Origin of the sequence: Tractidigestivibacter scatoligenes (assembly GCF_001494635.1) — a bacterium.
GTDB lineage: Bacteria > Actinomycetota > Coriobacteriia > Coriobacteriales > Atopobiaceae > Tractidigestivibacter > Tractidigestivibacter scatoligenes.
This window is the reverse complement of record NZ_LOJF01000001.1, coordinates 943,260-958,456: the sequence shown is the minus strand read 5'-3', so window position 1 is coordinate 958,456 and position 15,197 is coordinate 943,260. Positions and strand designations below refer to the sequence as shown.

The following is a 15,197-nucleotide window of genomic DNA, read 5'->3' as shown; positions in this document are numbered from 1 at the left end:
TCTTTCCGACGCGATTCCGTACGAGATGAGCCCTCCGGCGTCGTTTTGACGCCAGAGGGCTCAAGTTAAACGCGATAGTTGCCAACATGAGACAAAGGGACTGTCCCTTTGTCTCATAGCCACACGAGGGTGTTGGGGGGTGTGGGGTCCTCTCCCCCATCGCCGGCACTGTCGGTGCCGCCTGCAGCTCCAGCGGTAGAGCCCGTCCACTCGGACGATTCCTCGAGCCACGTCCTTGTTGGCTCGTCAAGGTCGGGCGCATCCTTCTCGACGCCGCCCTCCATCCATAGGAGCTTGTTGGGCTCGCCCTGCGCGTCCGGCGAGGACCACAGCAGGCCGTCCCTCCCGGCTGCGGCATCTGCGCGCCGGGCCCCACTTCTTTTGAGCGAGAGATGCCTCTCTCGCATCTCGGTCATCCTGAGCGGTGCGGACGAGGCGTGTGACATGGCCTTTCCTCCAATCGGGAACGAGAAGTGGAACAGGCGGGTGGCGAGAAGCGCGCCAGGCAGCGATCCCAAAAGCGCTCGGCCGGCCCCACGCAGAACCGGCCGAGAAGACCCCCCTAGAGCCCCAACTCGCTAGCAACCTCGCCGGCGCAGGCAAGGCCGTCGGAGATAGCGGCAACCACGAGCGACGAGCCCGAACGCGCATCGCCGGCGGCAAAGACGGGCACCTTGCCCTCTCCCACGGTGCGGTGCGAGCCCGCAGCGGCGAGCTTGGGCCTCACGCCACCACGCACCTCCTCAGTCGTGACGCCCAGCGCGTCATAGACCGAGGCCTCGGGGCCGGTGAAGCCCATGGCGAGAAGGACTAGCTGCGCGGGAATCTCGCGCTCAGAGCCCTCGATGGGCTCAGGCTTGCCATGCGACCAGTCGAGCGAGACCACGCGAAGGCCACGGATGCCGCCGTTCTCGTCCTCGAGCACTTCGAGGGTGTTCGTTGCCCAGCTGCGCGGGTCAGCGCCCTGCACAAGCTCTGCCTCGACCTGACCGTAGTCGGTCTTCTTGACGTTGGGCCACTCGGGCCACTGGTTGGAGGCAGCGCGGACCTCGGGCGGGGCCGGCAGGAACTCCAGCTGGTGGACGCTCTTTGCGTGCTGGCGCAGCGCCGTTGCAACGCAGTCGGTGCCGGTGTCGCCACCGCCGATAACCACCACGTCCTTGCCTTTGGCGCTCACCGCCGGCGTTTCCGCATGACCGTCGAGCAGGGCCTTAGTCTGCGCCGTAAGGTAGTCCACAGCAAAGACCACGTTAGGGTTGTCCGCACCGGGGACGCGCAGGCCGCGCGCCTGAGCTGCGCCCGCAGCCACAACCACGGCGTCGAAGCCCGCAAGCTCAGCCGCAACCTCGGGCGAGGTGGCGTCGGCACCGCAGCGAATCTCGATGCCGCTCTTCTCCATGAGGTCGAGCCTGCGCTTAACGACCTCCTTGGGAAGCTTCATGTTGGGGATGCCATACATGAGCAGGCCGCCCGCACGGTCATGGCGCTCGAAGAGCGTCACGCGCGCGCCGCGGCGCGCGAGCTCCCACGATGTAGCCAGGCCGGCGGGGCCGGACCCAACCACGGCGACGCGGGGTGCGTCCTCAGCGGCAGGCGCAAGCGGCGCGGGGCCGCCCGCAGCCCACTCGTGATCGGAGATGGCACGCTCGTCGTCCTTGATGGTGGTGGGCTCGTCCTCAAGGCCCAGGTTGCACGCGGCCTCGCAGGGAGCGGGGCACACGCGGCTCGTGAACTCGGGGAGCGGGTTGGTGAGCGCCAGGCGCTCAGCGGCGTCGGTCCACATGCCGCGCCACATGAGGTCGTTCCACTCGGGGATCAGGTTGTGCAGCGGGCATCCCGAGCTGCGCGCCTTGCCAAACGAGAAGCCCGTCTGGCAGAACGCCACGCCACAGTACATGCAGCGACTGGCCTGCGAGCGCTGGCCCTTCTCGTCCAGCGGCACGGCAAACTCGCCAAAGTCCTTGAGCGTCTCGGCTGCGGGCCTCTCGCCGTGGGCGACCCTTCCGAGGTCGATGTAAGCTCCGACCTTGCCCATGGCCTACCTCCCGTTCCTCATGGTCTCGAAGGCGATCTCAATCGCCTCGTCGTGGGTCTTGCCCGCGGCCTCGGCGGCCTCGGTGAGCTCGAGGGCAACCTCGTACTCGTGCGGGATAACCTTCACGAACTTGTCCTTGATGTCGTCGAACATGTAGAGCATCTTGATGCCGCGCGGGCTCTTGGTCCTTCTCGCATGCTCCTCGATGAGGACGCGGATGGTCTGGAAGTCGCGCTCGGTTGGCCGCTTGAGTTCGACCATGTCGGTGTTGCAGCGGCTAGGCAGCGTGCCGTACTCGTCGTAGACGAAGGCCACGCCGCCGCTCATGCCCGCGGCAAAGTTGATGCCAACCTCGCCCAGGATGAGGGCCATGCCGCCTGTCATGTACTCGCAGCCGTGGTTGCCCACGCCCTCGCACACGATGGTGGCGCCGGAGTTGCGCACGCCAAAGCGTTGGCCGGCCAGGCCGTTGATGAAGCCCTTGCCGCCCGTGGCACCGTAGAAGGCCACGTTGCCAATGGAGACGTTCTCGTCGAACTTGTATGTGGCGCTGGGTGCGGGGGCAACCGTGAGGATGCCGCCCGAGAGGCCCTTGCCAAAGTAGTCGTTGGCGTCACCAATCACGTTGATGGTGATGCCGGCCGGAAGGAAGGCGCCGAAGCTCTGGCCGCCGGAGCCAACGCAGTCGATGGTGATGGAGCCCTCGGGGAGGCCCTCCGGGTGCGCGCGGGTGACCTCGGAGCCGAGCATGGTGCCCACGCAGCGGTTCACGTTGGCAATGTCAGCGTGAAAGTGCACTGGCGTGAGCGTGCGGCGCGCGGTCTCGGTGTAGGGCACAAAGAGCGTGGCGTCCAGCGTGCTCGAGAGCTCGTCTGCCGGGCCCATCTCGGGCAGGAAGTGACGGGCGGCGGCACCGGGAACGCTCTTGCCAAACTCGTTGGTCACGCTTGCGAGGACGGGCGAGAGGTCGATGGTATTGGCCTTCCAGTTGCCCGGGACCTCCACCTGGCGCAGGCACTCGGGGTGGCCGACCATCTCCTGGACCGTGCGGAAGCCCAGCTCGGCCATGATGTGGCGCAGCTCCTCTGCCACCAGGTACATGAAGTTGACCACGTGCTCGGGCTTGCCGTGGAAGCGCTTGCGCAGCTCGCAGTTCTGCGTGGCGATGCCCATGGGGCAGGTGTCCGTCTGGCAGTCGCGCTGCATGAGGCAGCCAAGCGAGAGCAGCGCGGCCGTGCCAAAGTCAAAGACCTCGGCGCCGAGAAGCGCGGCCACGGCCACGTCGCGGCCATCCATGAGCTTGCCGTCCGCCTCCAGCTCCACGCGCGAGCGCAGGCCGTTCTTGAGCAGCGTCTGCTGGGTCTCTGCAAGGCCAAGCTCCAGCGGCAGGCCCGTGTGGTAGATGGAGTCGCGCGGTGCGGCGCCGGTGCCGCCGTTGGCGCTCGAGATCAAGATCTTGTTCGCGCCACCCTTGGCAACGCCCGTGGCAATGGTGCCCACGCCCGCCTCGGAGACGAGCTTCACCGAGACCGTGGCCTTGGGGTTGGCGTTCTTGAGGTCAAAGATGAGCTCGGCCAGGTCCTCGATGGAGTAGATGTCGTGGTGCGGCGGGGGCGAGACAAGCCCCACGCCAGGCGTGGAGTTGCGGACCTTGGCGATCCACGGCCAGACCTTGGTACCGGGCAGGTGCCCGCCCTCGCCGGGCTTGGCGCCCTGGGCCATCTTGATCTGGATCTCCTCGCCGGAGACCAGGTAGCGGCTCGTCACGCCAAAGCGCGCAGAGGCAACCTGCTTGACCTTGGAGTTTGCCGAGTCGCCGTTGGCGAGCGTGGTCTCGCGGTCGGGGTTCTCGCCGCCCTCGCCCGTGTTGGACTTGGCGCCAATGCGGTTCATGGCAATGGCAAGCGCACGGTGCGCCTCGTCGGAGATGGCGCCAAAGCTCATGGCGCTGGTCTCGAAGCGCTTCACGATGGAGTCGGCGCTCTCGACCTCGTCCAGGGGCACGGGTCCCGAGGCCAGCGGCACAAACTCGAGGAGGTCGCGCAGCATGATGGCGCGTCCCTTGGGGTGGAGCGCCTTGGAGTACTCCGAGAAGAGCTCGGGGCTGTTCTCGCGCACGGCACGATGCAGCAGATAGATGACCTGCGGGGTGATGATGTGTTCCTCGCCGCCAAGCGGGCGCCACTTGGTGATGCCGGAGCTTGCCAGCTGCGTGGGTGCGGGGGTCTTGAGCAGGGCCAGTGCCTCGTCATAGCGCTCGTTGCACTCGCGCTCTACGCCGTCCTCGTCGAGGCCGCCCACGCGCGAGACGGTGCCCGTGAAGCAGCGGTCAACAAAGCCCTGGTCAAAGCCAACGATCTCAAAGATCTGCGCGGAGTGGTAGCCCTGCATCGTGGAGATGCCCATCTTGGACATGATCGAGGTGATGCCAGCGTTGACCGCGCGGTCGTAGTTGGCGATGCCCTCCTCGGCACTCACGCCCAGAGAGCCGCGCTCCGCCAGGGCGGTAATGCACGCGTGCGCCATGTAGGGGTAGATGCCCGAGGCGGAGTAGCCCACGAGCGTGGCGTAGTCATGCGGGGTGATGGCGTCACCGCACTCCACCACGATGTCCGCCTTCATGCGGATGCCGGTGCGGATCATGTGGTTGTGAACAGCCGAGACCGAGAGCAGCGACGGGATAGGAACCTGACCCTCGCCCGCGCGGTCGGAGATGACCACCACGTTGGCGCCGGCGCGCACGGCCTTCTCGACGCCCTTGCACAGGGACTCGAGCGCCGCCTTGAGCGCGCCCTCGCCCGCCTCGCGCGGATAGGTGGCCGAGAAGCACGCGACGTGGAAGCCCTGACGGTCAAGCGAGGCGATACGCTGGAACTCGTCCTTGGTGAGAATGGGGTCGTCCAGGCGAAGGAGCTGGCAGTTCTTGCGGGAGTCCTCGAGCATGTTGCCGTGGTTGCCCAGGTAGAGCACAGAAGACGTCACGAAGCTCTCGCGCAGCGCATCGATGGGCGGGTTGGTGACCTGCGCAAAGAGCTGGTTGAAGTAGTCGAAGAACGAGCGCGGGTGGCCGGAGAGCACGGCGAGAGGAACGTCGGAGCCCATCGAGGCCAGGGGCGGCTTGCCCGTGTTGGCCATGGGGCGCACGGCCTCCTCGACGTCGTCAAAGTGGTAGCCGTGACGGGCAAGGCGCTGGGTGAGGGGCACCTCGGCGTCGATTGCCTCGAAGGGGTTCTTCTCGCTCCTGGCGAGGTCTGCCACCGAGAGGGTCTCCTCGTCGATCCAGTCGCGGAAGGGCTTCTGCGCGGCAAAGTGGGCCTTGACCTCGTTGTCCCAGAGGATACGGCCCTGGGAGGGGTCGACGACGAACATCTGGCCGGGGCCGAGCGAGCCCGTCTGCAGGATCTCGTCGGGCTCGACGGTGAGCGCACCCGCCTCGGAGGCGAGGATCATGCGATCGTCGTGCGTGACGTAGTAGCGCGCGGGACGCAGGCCGTTCCTGTCGAGGGCGGCGCCGGTGATGCGGCCGTCCGAGAAGGCGATGGCGGCAGGGCCGTCCCAGCTCTCGGTGAGCATGGACTGGTAGCAGTCGTAGGCGCGGCGCGCGTCGGAGAGCTGCTTGTTCTTGTCCCACGGCTCGGGGAGGAGCATCGTGACGGCGCGCGAGAGGGGCCTGCCGTTCATGGTGAGGAACTCGAGGACGTTGTCGAGGATGGCGGAGTCGGAACCCTCGCGGTTGATGACGGGCATCACGCGGCCAAGGTCCGAGCCAAGCACGGGTGAGTAGAACTCGGACTCGCGGGCGCGAATCCAGTTGACGTTGCCGCGCAGCGTGTTGATCTCGCCGTTGTGGACGATGTAGCGGTTGGGGTGGGCGCGCTCCCAGCTGGGCGTGGTGTTGGTGGAGTAGCGGGAGTGCACGAGGGCGAGCGCCGACTCTGCGGCAGCGTCGTTCAGGTCCAGGTAGAAGTTGCGCATCTGGGTGGCAACGAGCATGCCCTTGTACACGATGGTGCGCGAGCTCATCGAGCACACGTAGAAGATCTTGCCCTCGAGCGCGTGGTGGGCGGCTGCGGTCTTCTCGATAGAGCGGCGGCACACGTAGAGCTTGCGCTCGAACTCGTCGCCTGCGGGCACGTCTGCCGGACGCCCAAGGAACGCCTGGTAGATGGTAGGCATGCAGGCTAGTGCCGTCTCGCCCAGGTCATGCGGGTCGATGGGCACCTCTCGCCAGAAGAGCAGTGGGATGCCCTGCTCAGCGCAACCCTCCTCGAAGACGCGGCGCGCCACCTGCGCACCCTCCGCGTCCTGCGGGAAGAAGACCATGGCCACGCCGTACTCGCCCTCGTCGGGGAGCAGGTGGCCGTACTTCTGGGCCTCCTTGCGGAAGAAGCGGTGCGGGATCTGGAACAGGATGCCGGCGCCATCGCCGGTGTTTCTCTCCAGGCCCTTGCCGCCGCGGTGCTCGAGGTTCACAAGGAGCGTGAGAGCGTCGTCGAGCAGCTGGTGTGACTTCTGGCCCTTGAGGTGAGCAATCGCGCCGATGCCGCAGGCGTCGTGCTCGAACTCCTCCCGGTACAGGCCCTGACCGGTGCTGGTGTCCTTGGCCACCTGGTTGGATGCCATGTATTCCCCTCTCCAAGCGCCCGCGCAGGCGGGCGTGCCATGCGGGTTCCCGCCGCCTTGCTGCGGCGGGAACCCCTTCGTACCGATGGAAGTCTATGCTGGGTGTGTTTCGTCAAGAAAAACGGGGCTAGCTTGCTGTCCAACATACACACGTCTGAAACGCGTTCGAAAAATGGGCGGGATTGAGTTGCCGGGCAATGCAATCCCGTTGCCGAGCAAATCAATCCCGCGTGCGACTCAGTTACCGGGCAACTCAATCCCGTCCGCCGAAGTGGCGATGTCAACTTCCATCGGACGGCGGATGCTGAATCCACGGAGAGGTCTCGTGGAGAGGGGTTGCCATGTCCGAGCATCGCATCACCGGAACCGGCAGGCTTCTTGACGAGGAGGGCCGCCTTCGCGAGCCCGGCTGGGCAACGCGCCCGCCCTTTGCCTACGATCACGCGGACATCCAGGCGCCACCGTGGCGAATCAAGGATTGGGACTACTACCTCATAAACGACGAGCGCTATGCCGTAGCGCTCACCTTTAGTGACCTGGGATACCTTGGGCTTGTCTCGGCATCTGTCCTGGACTTCTCAGCACGAGCCTTCAAGACCACGTCCGAGACGGTACCTCTGCCGCTGGGCTCGATGGGGCTGCCGGCCAGCTCGGACGCCGGCGACATCTGCTGGGAGAACGCGCGCTGCCGCGTGGAGTGGCGTCACGTGGGAGGCGCGCGGCGCCTCTCGTTTGCCATGCGCGACTTTGACGAAGGCGAGGGCCTTGAGGTCGAGGCCCTTCTCGACCAGCAGCCGCGCGACTCTATGGTCATCTGCACGCCGTGGGACGAGGACCCCCATGCGTTCTACTACAACCGCAAGATCGTGGGCATGCGCGCGTGGGGCGGTTATAGGCGGGGCGCGCTCTTCCACGAGTTCTCGCGAAATGACTCGTTTGGCCTTCTCGACTGGGGCCGTGGCGTTTGGACGTACGAGAACACCTGGTACTGGGCAGTTGCGCAGGGGCGCCAGGGCGGGCGCGTGGTGGGCCTCAATCTTGGATACGGCTTTGGCAACACGCGCGCGGCAAGCGAGAACATGGTCTTCGTGGACGGCGTAGCCCATAAGCTGGGACGCGTTGACTTTGGCATCCCTGTTGGCGAGAACGGCTACGCGTACCTCTCGCCCTGGCATATGACCGACAACGAGGGCAGGCTTGACCTGGCCTTCGAGCCGCAGATTGACCGCACTGACAACATCGACCTTGCGGGCATTATCGTAAGCCAACAGCACCAGGTGTTTGGGACGTTCAGCGGGACGGTGCTGCTCGACGATGGTAGCGCGCTCTGCGTGGACGGGCTACGCGGCTCGGCGGAGCACATCTACAACAAGTACTAGCGGCGGGGTGTGGTGGCGGCCGCGGCGGGGCGCGGTGGCAGGCTCTCTGTTTGACAGCACCCCCGGCGTCGCCGGAGCAGGCGTTTTGGCGACAAGTGCGTACAAAAGGGGCCTTCCGGCGACATTTCTCCGGTTCCGGCGGCACGGCATCTCACTCGGGCGTCGGCACTGAAAAAACCTGCGGCTTAATAGCAGTTCGAGAAAAGCCCTGCCGAGAAGAACCACAGGTAGGCGCGCTGCAGCCATTTTCCGAAGTGCTATTAAGCCGCAGGTTTTGGACAAGCTCTTGGACGCGCCCTCTGGTAAGCCCAGGGACAATGGTCACCAGCAACCACACACCCTAGGCGGATGTCGCTGCGGCTAGGTACACCGTGCGGAAGTCGGTCCCTGCGGCGCGCGCGACCGCGCGCACGGACTCGTACTCCGGATAGGCGCGGAGAAGCCCGTCTCGCCGGCAGACCTTCACGCGCACGATACCGTAGCTTGTCTCGACATCACGCCACGAGACGTCCATCACGCTCCGCTCCATGCGCTGCCGCCGGATGCCAATGGTCGTGGTCTCGGCGAACACGATGCGCTCGAGCGCCTCGCGGTGGGCGTCGTCGCAGATGATGGCCAGCTCGTAGGCGGGCCGGTTCTTCTTCATGAAGACGGGCAGGAAGTGGGCGTCGCGGGCACCGGCCGCCATGAGGTCCTCGAGAACCGCGCCGAGCATCTCGCCCGTGCTGTCGTCGATGTTGCACTCGAGCTTCCAGATCCAGTCGCCAGGGGCAGAAGCGCCGCCAGCGAGAACGGGGGCGCTAACGAAACTCGGGGCGACGCTGTGGGCAGGGGCACCGGCGGAACTAGGGTCGGCGCCGTGGGCAAGGCCGCCGCCGGGAGCCGTGTCGTCTCCGGAGTCCATCTCCTCGATGAGCAGCGCGCGCAGAATGCTGGGCGGATCGTAGTCGCGCTTGCCCACGCCCATGCCACACGCCTTCACTAAGAAGCGCTTCGGCAACGAAGTCGAGGTCATGGCCGCAGCGGCAATGGCCGCGCCCGTAGGCGTGACCAGCTCGCCCTGGCGCGAGCCAACGCTCAGCGGCAGCCCCGTGTCAGCAGCGATGTTTACCACGGCAGGCACCGGCACGGGAATCACCCCATGCTGGCAGCGCACCATCCCCGTGCCGTCGACCACGCGCGGCACGATGACCTTCTCGACCCCCAAGCTGTCCAGGCAGACGGCCGCCGCCACAACGTCCACGATGGCGTCGATGGCCCCCACCTCGTGGAAGTGAACCTCGTCCACGGGAACGCCGTGCGCCTTGGACTCTGCCTGGGCAAGCAGGCGGAAGGTCTTCTCGGCAAGAGACCGCGCGCGAGGCGTAAGGTCGAGCGTCGCGAGCACCTCTCGCACCTGCGCGTAGCTGCGGTGATGGTGCGCGCGCTCGTGGCCGCCGCCGTACGCGTGCGGGTGCGCGGCACCGCCAGCAACGCTCCCCTCTCTCGGCGTCCACTCGGGGTCGTACAGGTATGCCATGTCATGGTCGTGGCCGTCGTGCTCCTCGTCCAGCACCACATCAAAGTCGCAGCAGTCGAGGCCGGCCTTCTCCACGCGACCAATGCGCAACTCAAAGCCCTCGCCCGCAAGCGGAGCCAGCGCAGCTCGCACGGCCTCCTCGCTGGCACCAAGGTCCAGCAGAGACGCCACGGCCATGTCGCCGCTGATACCGGTCTGGCAGTCCCAGAAAAGCGTGCTCACGAGGCGCTCCCTCCCACCGCAAGGCGGTTGATCTGCGTGGCCAGGTACGCCGCGCCAAACCCGTTGTCGATGTTGACCGTGGCCACGCCGTTTGCACAGGAGTTGAGCATGCTGAGAAGCGCCGCCATGCCGTTGAACGACGCTCCGTACCCAACCGAGGTGGGCACCGCAATCACGGGCACCGAGACGAGCCCGCCCACCACGCTCGCAAGCGCGCCTTCCATACCGGCGACTGCCACCACGCAGTTGGCCCCACGGATACCGTCCTCGCGGTCCATCTGGTCGAGCAGCCTGTGGAGGCCGGCCACGCCCACGTCGTAGTGACGTGTCACGCGGGAGCCAAAGAACTCGGCCACGCGCGCCGCCTCCTCGGCCACCGGCGTGTCCGCCGTGCCGGCGCACACCACAGCAACGTGCCCAACCAGCGACACCGGCACCTCCGGCGCAACGCTCAGGATGCGCGAGACCGGGTCGTAGCTCGCCTGGGGCAGCACTTCTCGCACAAGGCCAGCCTGGTGCTCGCTCGCGCGCGTGCCCAGGGCCCGGCCGTCCGCGACAACAAGGTGCTGGAAGATTTTGGGCAGGAATGCGTCGGGCTTGCCCTCGCAGAACACCACCTCGGGAAAGCCGGTGCGCTTCTCGCGGTTGGTGTCCAGCTTGGCAAAGCCCAGGTCGTCGTAGCCGGCGCCGTTCTCGCTCATGCGCGCGCCTCCCCCAGCGACTGGTTCATGGAGCCCGTGTGGTAGCCCGCCAGGTCCATGGTCACGTACGAGAAGCCCAGCGAGCGAAGGTCCGCGGCAACCTGCGCGGCATGCGCGACGAGCAGCCCAAACTCCTCGGGCAGCACCTCGATGCGGGCAATGGGGTCCTTCTCGCCGTGGACGCGCACGCGTACCTGCGTGAGGCCCAGATCGAGAAGCTCCTGTTCCGCGCGGTCCACCATGGCCAGGCGCGTGCGCGAGATGAGCTCGCCGTACACGAAGCGCGAGGACAGGCACGCAAAGGACTGCTTGTCCCAGGTGGGAAGCCCAAACTCGCGCGAGAGCGCACGAATCTCCGCCTTGCGCAGGCCAACATGGCGAAGTGGGCTCAAGATGCCCTGCTCGGCAACGGCGCGCAAGCCGGGGCGGTAGTCGCCCTCGTCGTCCACATTGGAGCCCTCGGCCACATGCGCCACGCCCCTCTCGCGCGCGATGCGGCCAATCCGCTGGAAGAGCTCACACTTGCAGAGGTAGCAGCGGTCCTTGGGGTTGTGGTCAAAGCCCGGGATGCCCAGCTCCTCCGAGTCCACGAGCACGTGCGCGATGGCCTCGCGCTCGCAGAAGGCGTCCGCCTCGTGGCGTTCGCGCTGCGGGAACGACTCCGAGCGTGCCGTGACCGCCAGGCACCTCTCGCCCAGCGCCTCGTGCGCGGCATGCAGGAGCAGCGTGGAGTCGACCCCGCCCGAGAACGCCACGGCGACGCTTCCCTGCTCGCGCAGATACTCCACCAGCTGGCGGTACTTCTCGCGCATCTCCTGGGTCACCGGCGGCACGCGTCGCGCAACCGGGTTCTCGCCAACTGTCGTTTTGTCCAAGAGCGTCACACCTCCCGCAGCAGGCGGCTGGCGAGCCCCCCTGCCCGCCTTCCAAAGCACCCTCCATGGTAGGAGATGCGAGCCGGGCCGCCCGGCAGCGATTAATTGCGCAACAAGTTTTAAAAAAATCGGACGAACAATGGCGCTGTCAGCGGATCAAAGAGAAAGAGAGGCAACACCATGTCACGTACCTGCCCTTACTGCGGAAAGAGCCTTGAAGACGGCGCCAGGTTCTGCAAGCACTGCGGACGGAAGGTCGACGGGGCGCCAGCCAGGAGAGTCGCCCCCACGCCGGCAACGCACAAGGCTCGCCCGAGCAGTGCCACCGGGGCCCAGGCCGGCCGATACTCCCATGCGCTGGAGAAGGGCCGCACCAGAACCTATGACGCCGGAAGTAGCTCGGTTGTCATCAGCCGAGACAATATCCAGGTACGCACCACCGAGCGTAGCATCATTGTCACCGACAAGACGGGCTACGAGGTTATCCCCATGCGGTCCGTCACCGCGGTGGGGCTTGGGTCTGCCAACAAGTACATTGGCGTTGCCCGTATGCTCATCATCCTGGGCGCCATAGCCGTGGCCGTGGCCCTCTTCGGGGTAACCCAGGTAGGGCTACTGGGCGTCCTGCTCGTCATTGTTGGCGCGGTTCTCATCGCCATGGGCAACAGGGCAAGCGTCTATGTGGAGAACGGCTGCTCCAAGCACTTCCTGCCCGTGATCTTTAAGGACACTGCCGAGGCAGAGGAGATCGTGAGAACCATCGCCGACACGTCCAACGCCGTGAAGGCCGAGTAGGCCAGTCTGCCGTCGCGCCCCTACCTAAAGAACGCCATCAGAAGCGTGGACGCCACGATTGTGGCTAGGCCTGTGAGCGAGCGCTTGGTGTAGGTCTCCTTGAAGACCGCCGCCGAGAAGGCCATGGACACCACGATGGACAGCTTGTCGATGGGAACCACCACCGAGACCACACCCGTCTGGATGGCGTAGTAGTAGCAGAGCCACGAGGCGCCCGTGGCAACGCCGGAAAGGCAGATGAAGAACAGCTCGTGCCTGTCGATGCCGCGCACCTCGCCCAGCTTGCCACGCATGGCCACAACCACCCATGCCATGACCAGCACAAAGCAGGTGCGGATGGCCGTTGCAAGGTTTGACTCCACGCCCTCGATGCCCACCTTGGCGAGGATCGACGTAAGCGCGGCAAAGACGGCAGAACCCACGGCGTACCACATCCATGAGCGCCCCTGGACGTCGTGGTCCTGCTGCTTGCGCTCAATCATCATCAAGGTGCCAACAAGGATCCCCGCACAGCCCACAAGCTTCACGGCAAGGTTCTCGGTCTCGCCAAAGAGCACGATGGCGAGAAGCACCGTGAGCACCGTGGAGCACTTGTCGATGGGCACGACCTTGTTGACGTCGCCCATCGAGAGTGCCTTGAAGTAGCAGATCCAGCTCGCGCCAGTGGCGAGACCCGAGAGCGCCAGGAAGAGCAGCGAGTTGGGCGTTATCTGGCCGATGGTGGGGATGGAGCCAACCACGCCCGCCATGAGCCACGCAAACGCCAGGACGACGATGGTGCGAACGGCAGTGGCCACGTCAGAGTCGGTGTGGCGGATTCCGCACTTGGCAAGAATTGATGTGATGCCCGCAAAGACCGCCGAACCCACCGCAGCTAGAACCCACATGCGCGTCCCCTCTCGTTGCGCCACATACCTTGGGTTATGTTAGTCGTTCTCGCGCTCGGCGGCATCGAGTTCGGTTGCGTCGCGCTCGGAGCGGTCATCGTGGCCGCCCGTCTCGGCAAGCAAGCCCTGGCGCGCGGACTCCAGGTCGTCGCGCTGCTCGGCGGGCAGCTCCGGGTAGTGCGGGTCGCATGCCTCGAGCGTGTGGACCATTGCCTCCGAGACGAGCCAGCGCGCGTAGAACTTCTGGTCCGCCGGGACCACATACCAGGGCGCCTCCTTGGTAGCAGTGCGGTCGATGCAGTGCTCGTAGGCGGCCATGTACTTGGGCCACAGCTGGCGCTCGGTCACGTCGGACGAGGAGAACTTCCAGTTCTTGGACTCGTCGTCGATGCGGTCGAGGAAGCGCCTGCGCTGCTCGGCGCTGCTCACGTTGAGGAAGATCTTGAGCACGCGGTAGCCGTTCTCCCACAGGTAGCGCTCGAAGTCGCGGATCTGGCGGTAGCGCTGCTCAAAGAAGTCGTCCTTGGGGGTGTCAATCACGCGCTTGGGCATACGGTAGGTCTTCTGGAGATCGTGCACGCGCACCACCAGCACGTCCTCGTAGTAGCTGCGGTTGAAGAGGCCAATGCAGCCGCGACGCGGGAGCCTGGTGACGGCGCGCCAGAGGAAGTCGTGCGCGAGCTCCTCCGAGGAGGGCTGCTTGAAGCTTGCCACCGTGACGCCCTGGGGGTTTATGCCGCTCATTACGTGCTTGATGGTGGAGTCCTTGCCGGCCGCATCCATGGCTTGCAGGATGACCACGACGCCCTCGCGGCCCTCGGCGTAGAGCTTGTCCTGGAGCTCGGCCATGCGCTGGGTGTTTGCCTCGGTGAGGGCCTCGAAGCTGGGTTTGAGCTTCTTCTCCACGTGGACGTCCGTTGGGTAGTCGCCGAGCTTGAAGTGGCCCGACCCGTCGAACCTGCAGTCCTTGAGCTCCTGGAACTCCATATGCATGCATCTCCTCGAGGTTCTCGGTAGGCGCGCTTTTGCGCGCGCCACTTGTCTACCTACCCCATGGGGGCGGGGCTAACGCACGTGGTTGGTGCGCCGGCGCCGCAGCGGTTCTCGCCCTCTTCGCACATGAATGCGGGCATGGCGCCCGTCTTGGCTGCTGCAGCGATGTCGAGAAGGGCGTCGGCAACCGCGTCCTCGGTCACCGCGCCAATGTGCCAGCGCGCCGCTGCCGCAACCTCAGGAGCCGCATTCGAGACGGCGACGGAATTGGGTACGCCCTCGATGATGGCCAGGTCATTCTCGGAGTCTCCAAAGACGCAGACCTCGTTAAGACCTATGCCCAGCTGGTCCATGAGGATTGTAAGGCCACTCATCTTGGAGACGCCGGCGGGCAGGATGTCCAACGTGGAGGAAGCGGCGCTGGGAAAGACGAAGTCGAACTCGGGGAAGTCGCGGACCAGGTCCTGGCGGAGGTCCTCCATGTGGGCGCGCGAGTGGTCGCTGTGGATGTTGTTCTTCACGTACGTGCCGGCCGGAATGTGCGCCGACGTGCAGTGAAACGCGCGAAAGGCCTTGGGGTGACGCGCAAGCTCCTCGTCCGTGATGCCTACGACAACGTCGCTGTCTTCGCGGTCGTTGTCGTAGGCGGTAAGGGCGGTCCTCTCGCCGTCACGTTTGCGCAGGTAGGCAATCAAGCGTTCGAGACTTTTGCGCGCTGGAACCTCCTGGTAGATCACGCGTCCACGCAGGCGCACGACCTGGCCGTTCACAAAGACGCCAGTCTGGAAGCAGTCGGCCGCGTTGTTCTCGAACATCCACGACATCATGGCAACGGTCCGACCGGAGATGGGGCCGGCAAGCACGCCCGGCGCGGCGTTCACGGCGCGCACAGCGGCAATCGCCGCGTCCGACGCGCGACCCTTGCCATAGGGAATCAAGGTGTTGTCGAGGTCCGAGAGTGCGAGCTTTATCACGACGCTTCCCTTCTCGTGCGCAGTCTGCTGAGAAGAGCATACGGCAGTGCGGAGCGTGACACGGGATTCCATTACCGGGCAACAAAATCCCACGCCCCCAGTCGTCGCCAACCGGCGCAAGCAAAAGCCCCGTCGCCACGGCCATCCGGCAGCAGCAACGGGGCGACAAACGCTTACGCGCGAGAGAACCAATC

At 65.7% G+C, this 15,197-nt stretch carries 11 protein-coding genes; 2 read left to right on the top strand and 9 right to left on the bottom strand.

All coding sequences use genetic code 11. The features are described from left to right. Positions 1–113: 113 nt before the first annotated feature. From AUL39_RS04185 to gltB, 3 genes are all read right to left on the bottom strand, one after another. A complete protein-coding gene (locus AUL39_RS04185) occupies positions 114–446 on the bottom strand; it encodes a hypothetical protein (protein WP_059053882.1) in 333 nt (110 codons plus the stop codon). 116 nt (positions 447–562) lie between these two features. Further along, on the bottom strand, positions 563–2,035 hold the full coding sequence (locus AUL39_RS04180; RefSeq protein ID WP_059053880.1) for a glutamate synthase subunit beta: 1,473 nt from the start codon (positions 2,033–2,035) through the stop codon (positions 563–565). 3 nt (positions 2,036–2,038) lie between these two features. Further along, the gene (gene gltB, locus AUL39_RS04175) at positions 2,039–6,658 is read right to left on the bottom strand and encodes a glutamate synthase large subunit (RefSeq protein ID WP_059053878.1); all 4,620 of its coding nucleotides are present in this window, start codon (positions 6,656–6,658) and stop codon (positions 2,039–2,041) included. Between the two features lie 341 nt (positions 6,659–6,999). Here gltB and AUL39_RS04170 point away from each other — a divergent pair, with 341 nt between their 5' ends. Next, positions 7,000–8,037 (top strand): DUF2804 domain-containing protein, encoded by a 1,038-nt coding sequence (locus AUL39_RS04170; RefSeq protein ID WP_059053876.1) that lies wholly within the window; start codon positions 7,000–7,002, stop codon positions 8,035–8,037. A 340-nt stretch (positions 8,038–8,377) separates the two neighbouring features. Here AUL39_RS04170 and larC read toward each other — a convergent pair whose 3' ends face one another. The 3 genes from larC to larE are packed head-to-tail and all read right to left on the bottom strand — an operon-like array spanning position 8,378 to position 11,354. Beyond that, on the bottom strand, positions 8,378–9,778 hold the full coding sequence (larC, locus tag AUL39_RS04165; RefSeq protein WP_070807544.1) for a nickel pincer cofactor biosynthesis protein LarC: 1,401 nt from the start codon (positions 9,776–9,778) through the stop codon (positions 8,378–8,380). Further along, positions 9,775–10,479: a nickel pincer cofactor biosynthesis protein LarB gene (gene larB, locus AUL39_RS04160; RefSeq protein WP_059053873.1), complete on the bottom strand. Its 705-nt coding sequence runs from the start codon at positions 10,477–10,479 to the stop codon at positions 9,775–9,777. Before larB ends, larC begins: the two co-directional genes overlap by 4 nt. Beyond that, entirely contained in the window at positions 10,476–11,354 is an 879-nt protein-coding gene (larE, locus tag AUL39_RS04155; RefSeq protein ID WP_201783910.1) for an ATP-dependent sacrificial sulfur transferase LarE, read from the bottom strand. Before larE ends, larB begins: the two co-directional genes overlap by 4 nt. 180 nt (positions 11,355–11,534) lie before the next feature. On the opposite strand from larE, the gene AUL39_RS04150 reads away from it, so the two are divergent. Beyond that, a complete protein-coding gene (locus AUL39_RS04150) occupies positions 11,535–12,149 on the top strand; it encodes a zinc ribbon domain-containing protein (protein WP_059053871.1) in 615 nt (204 codons plus the stop codon). Positions 12,150–12,169: 20 nt separating this feature from the next. On the opposite strand, the gene AUL39_RS04145 is transcribed toward AUL39_RS04150, so the two are convergent. The 3 genes from AUL39_RS04145 to AUL39_RS04135 are packed head-to-tail and all read right to left on the bottom strand — an operon-like array spanning position 12,170 to position 15,075. Further along, positions 12,170–13,036, bottom strand: coding sequence for an EamA family transporter (locus tag AUL39_RS04145; RefSeq protein ID WP_059053867.1), 867 nt, complete (start codon positions 13,034–13,036; stop codon positions 12,170–12,172). Positions 13,037–13,075: 39 nt separating this feature from the next. After that, positions 13,076–14,023, bottom strand: coding sequence for a polyphosphate kinase 2 family protein (locus tag AUL39_RS04140; protein WP_070807543.1), 948 nt, complete (start codon positions 14,021–14,023; stop codon positions 13,076–13,078). Positions 14,024–14,082: 59 nt separating this feature from the next. Next, positions 14,083–15,075, bottom strand: coding sequence for an HAD-IIB family hydrolase (locus AUL39_RS04135; RefSeq protein WP_082667220.1), 993 nt, complete (start codon positions 15,073–15,075; stop codon positions 14,083–14,085). Positions 15,076–15,197 lie beyond the last annotated feature (122 nt).

What these genes read in the sequence shown, in the direction of transcription:
- gltB (WP_059053878.1), bottom strand. Translation starts at nt 6,658, where the DNA reads ATGGCATCCAACCAGGTGGCCAAGGACACCAGCACCGGTCAGGGCCTG.
- AUL39_RS04145 (WP_059053867.1), bottom strand. Translation starts at nt 13,036, where the DNA reads ATGTGGGTTCTAGCTGCGGTGGGTTCGGCGGTCTTTGCGGGCATCACA.
- AUL39_RS04180 (WP_059053880.1), bottom strand. Translation starts at nt 2,035, where the DNA reads ATGGGCAAGGTCGGAGCTTACATCGACCTCGGAAGGGTCGCCCACGGC.
- larB (WP_059053873.1), bottom strand. Translation starts at nt 10,479, where the DNA reads ATGAGCGAGAACGGCGCCGGCTACGACGACCTGGGCTTTGCCAAGCTG.
- AUL39_RS04150 (WP_059053871.1), top strand. Translation starts at nt 11,535, where the DNA reads ATGTCACGTACCTGCCCTTACTGCGGAAAGAGCCTTGAAGACGGCGCC.
- AUL39_RS04185 (WP_059053882.1), bottom strand. Translation starts at nt 446, where the DNA reads ATGTCACACGCCTCGTCCGCACCGCTCAGGATGACCGAGATGCGAGAG.
- AUL39_RS04135 (WP_082667220.1), bottom strand. Translation starts at nt 15,075, where the DNA reads ATGGAATCCCGTGTCACGCTCCGCACTGCCGTATGCTCTTCTCAGCAG.
- AUL39_RS04170 (WP_059053876.1), top strand. Translation starts at nt 7,000, where the DNA reads ATGTCCGAGCATCGCATCACCGGAACCGGCAGGCTTCTTGACGAGGAG.
- AUL39_RS04140 (WP_070807543.1), bottom strand. Translation starts at nt 14,023, where the DNA reads ATGGAGTTCCAGGAGCTCAAGGACTGCAGGTTCGACGGGTCGGGCCAC.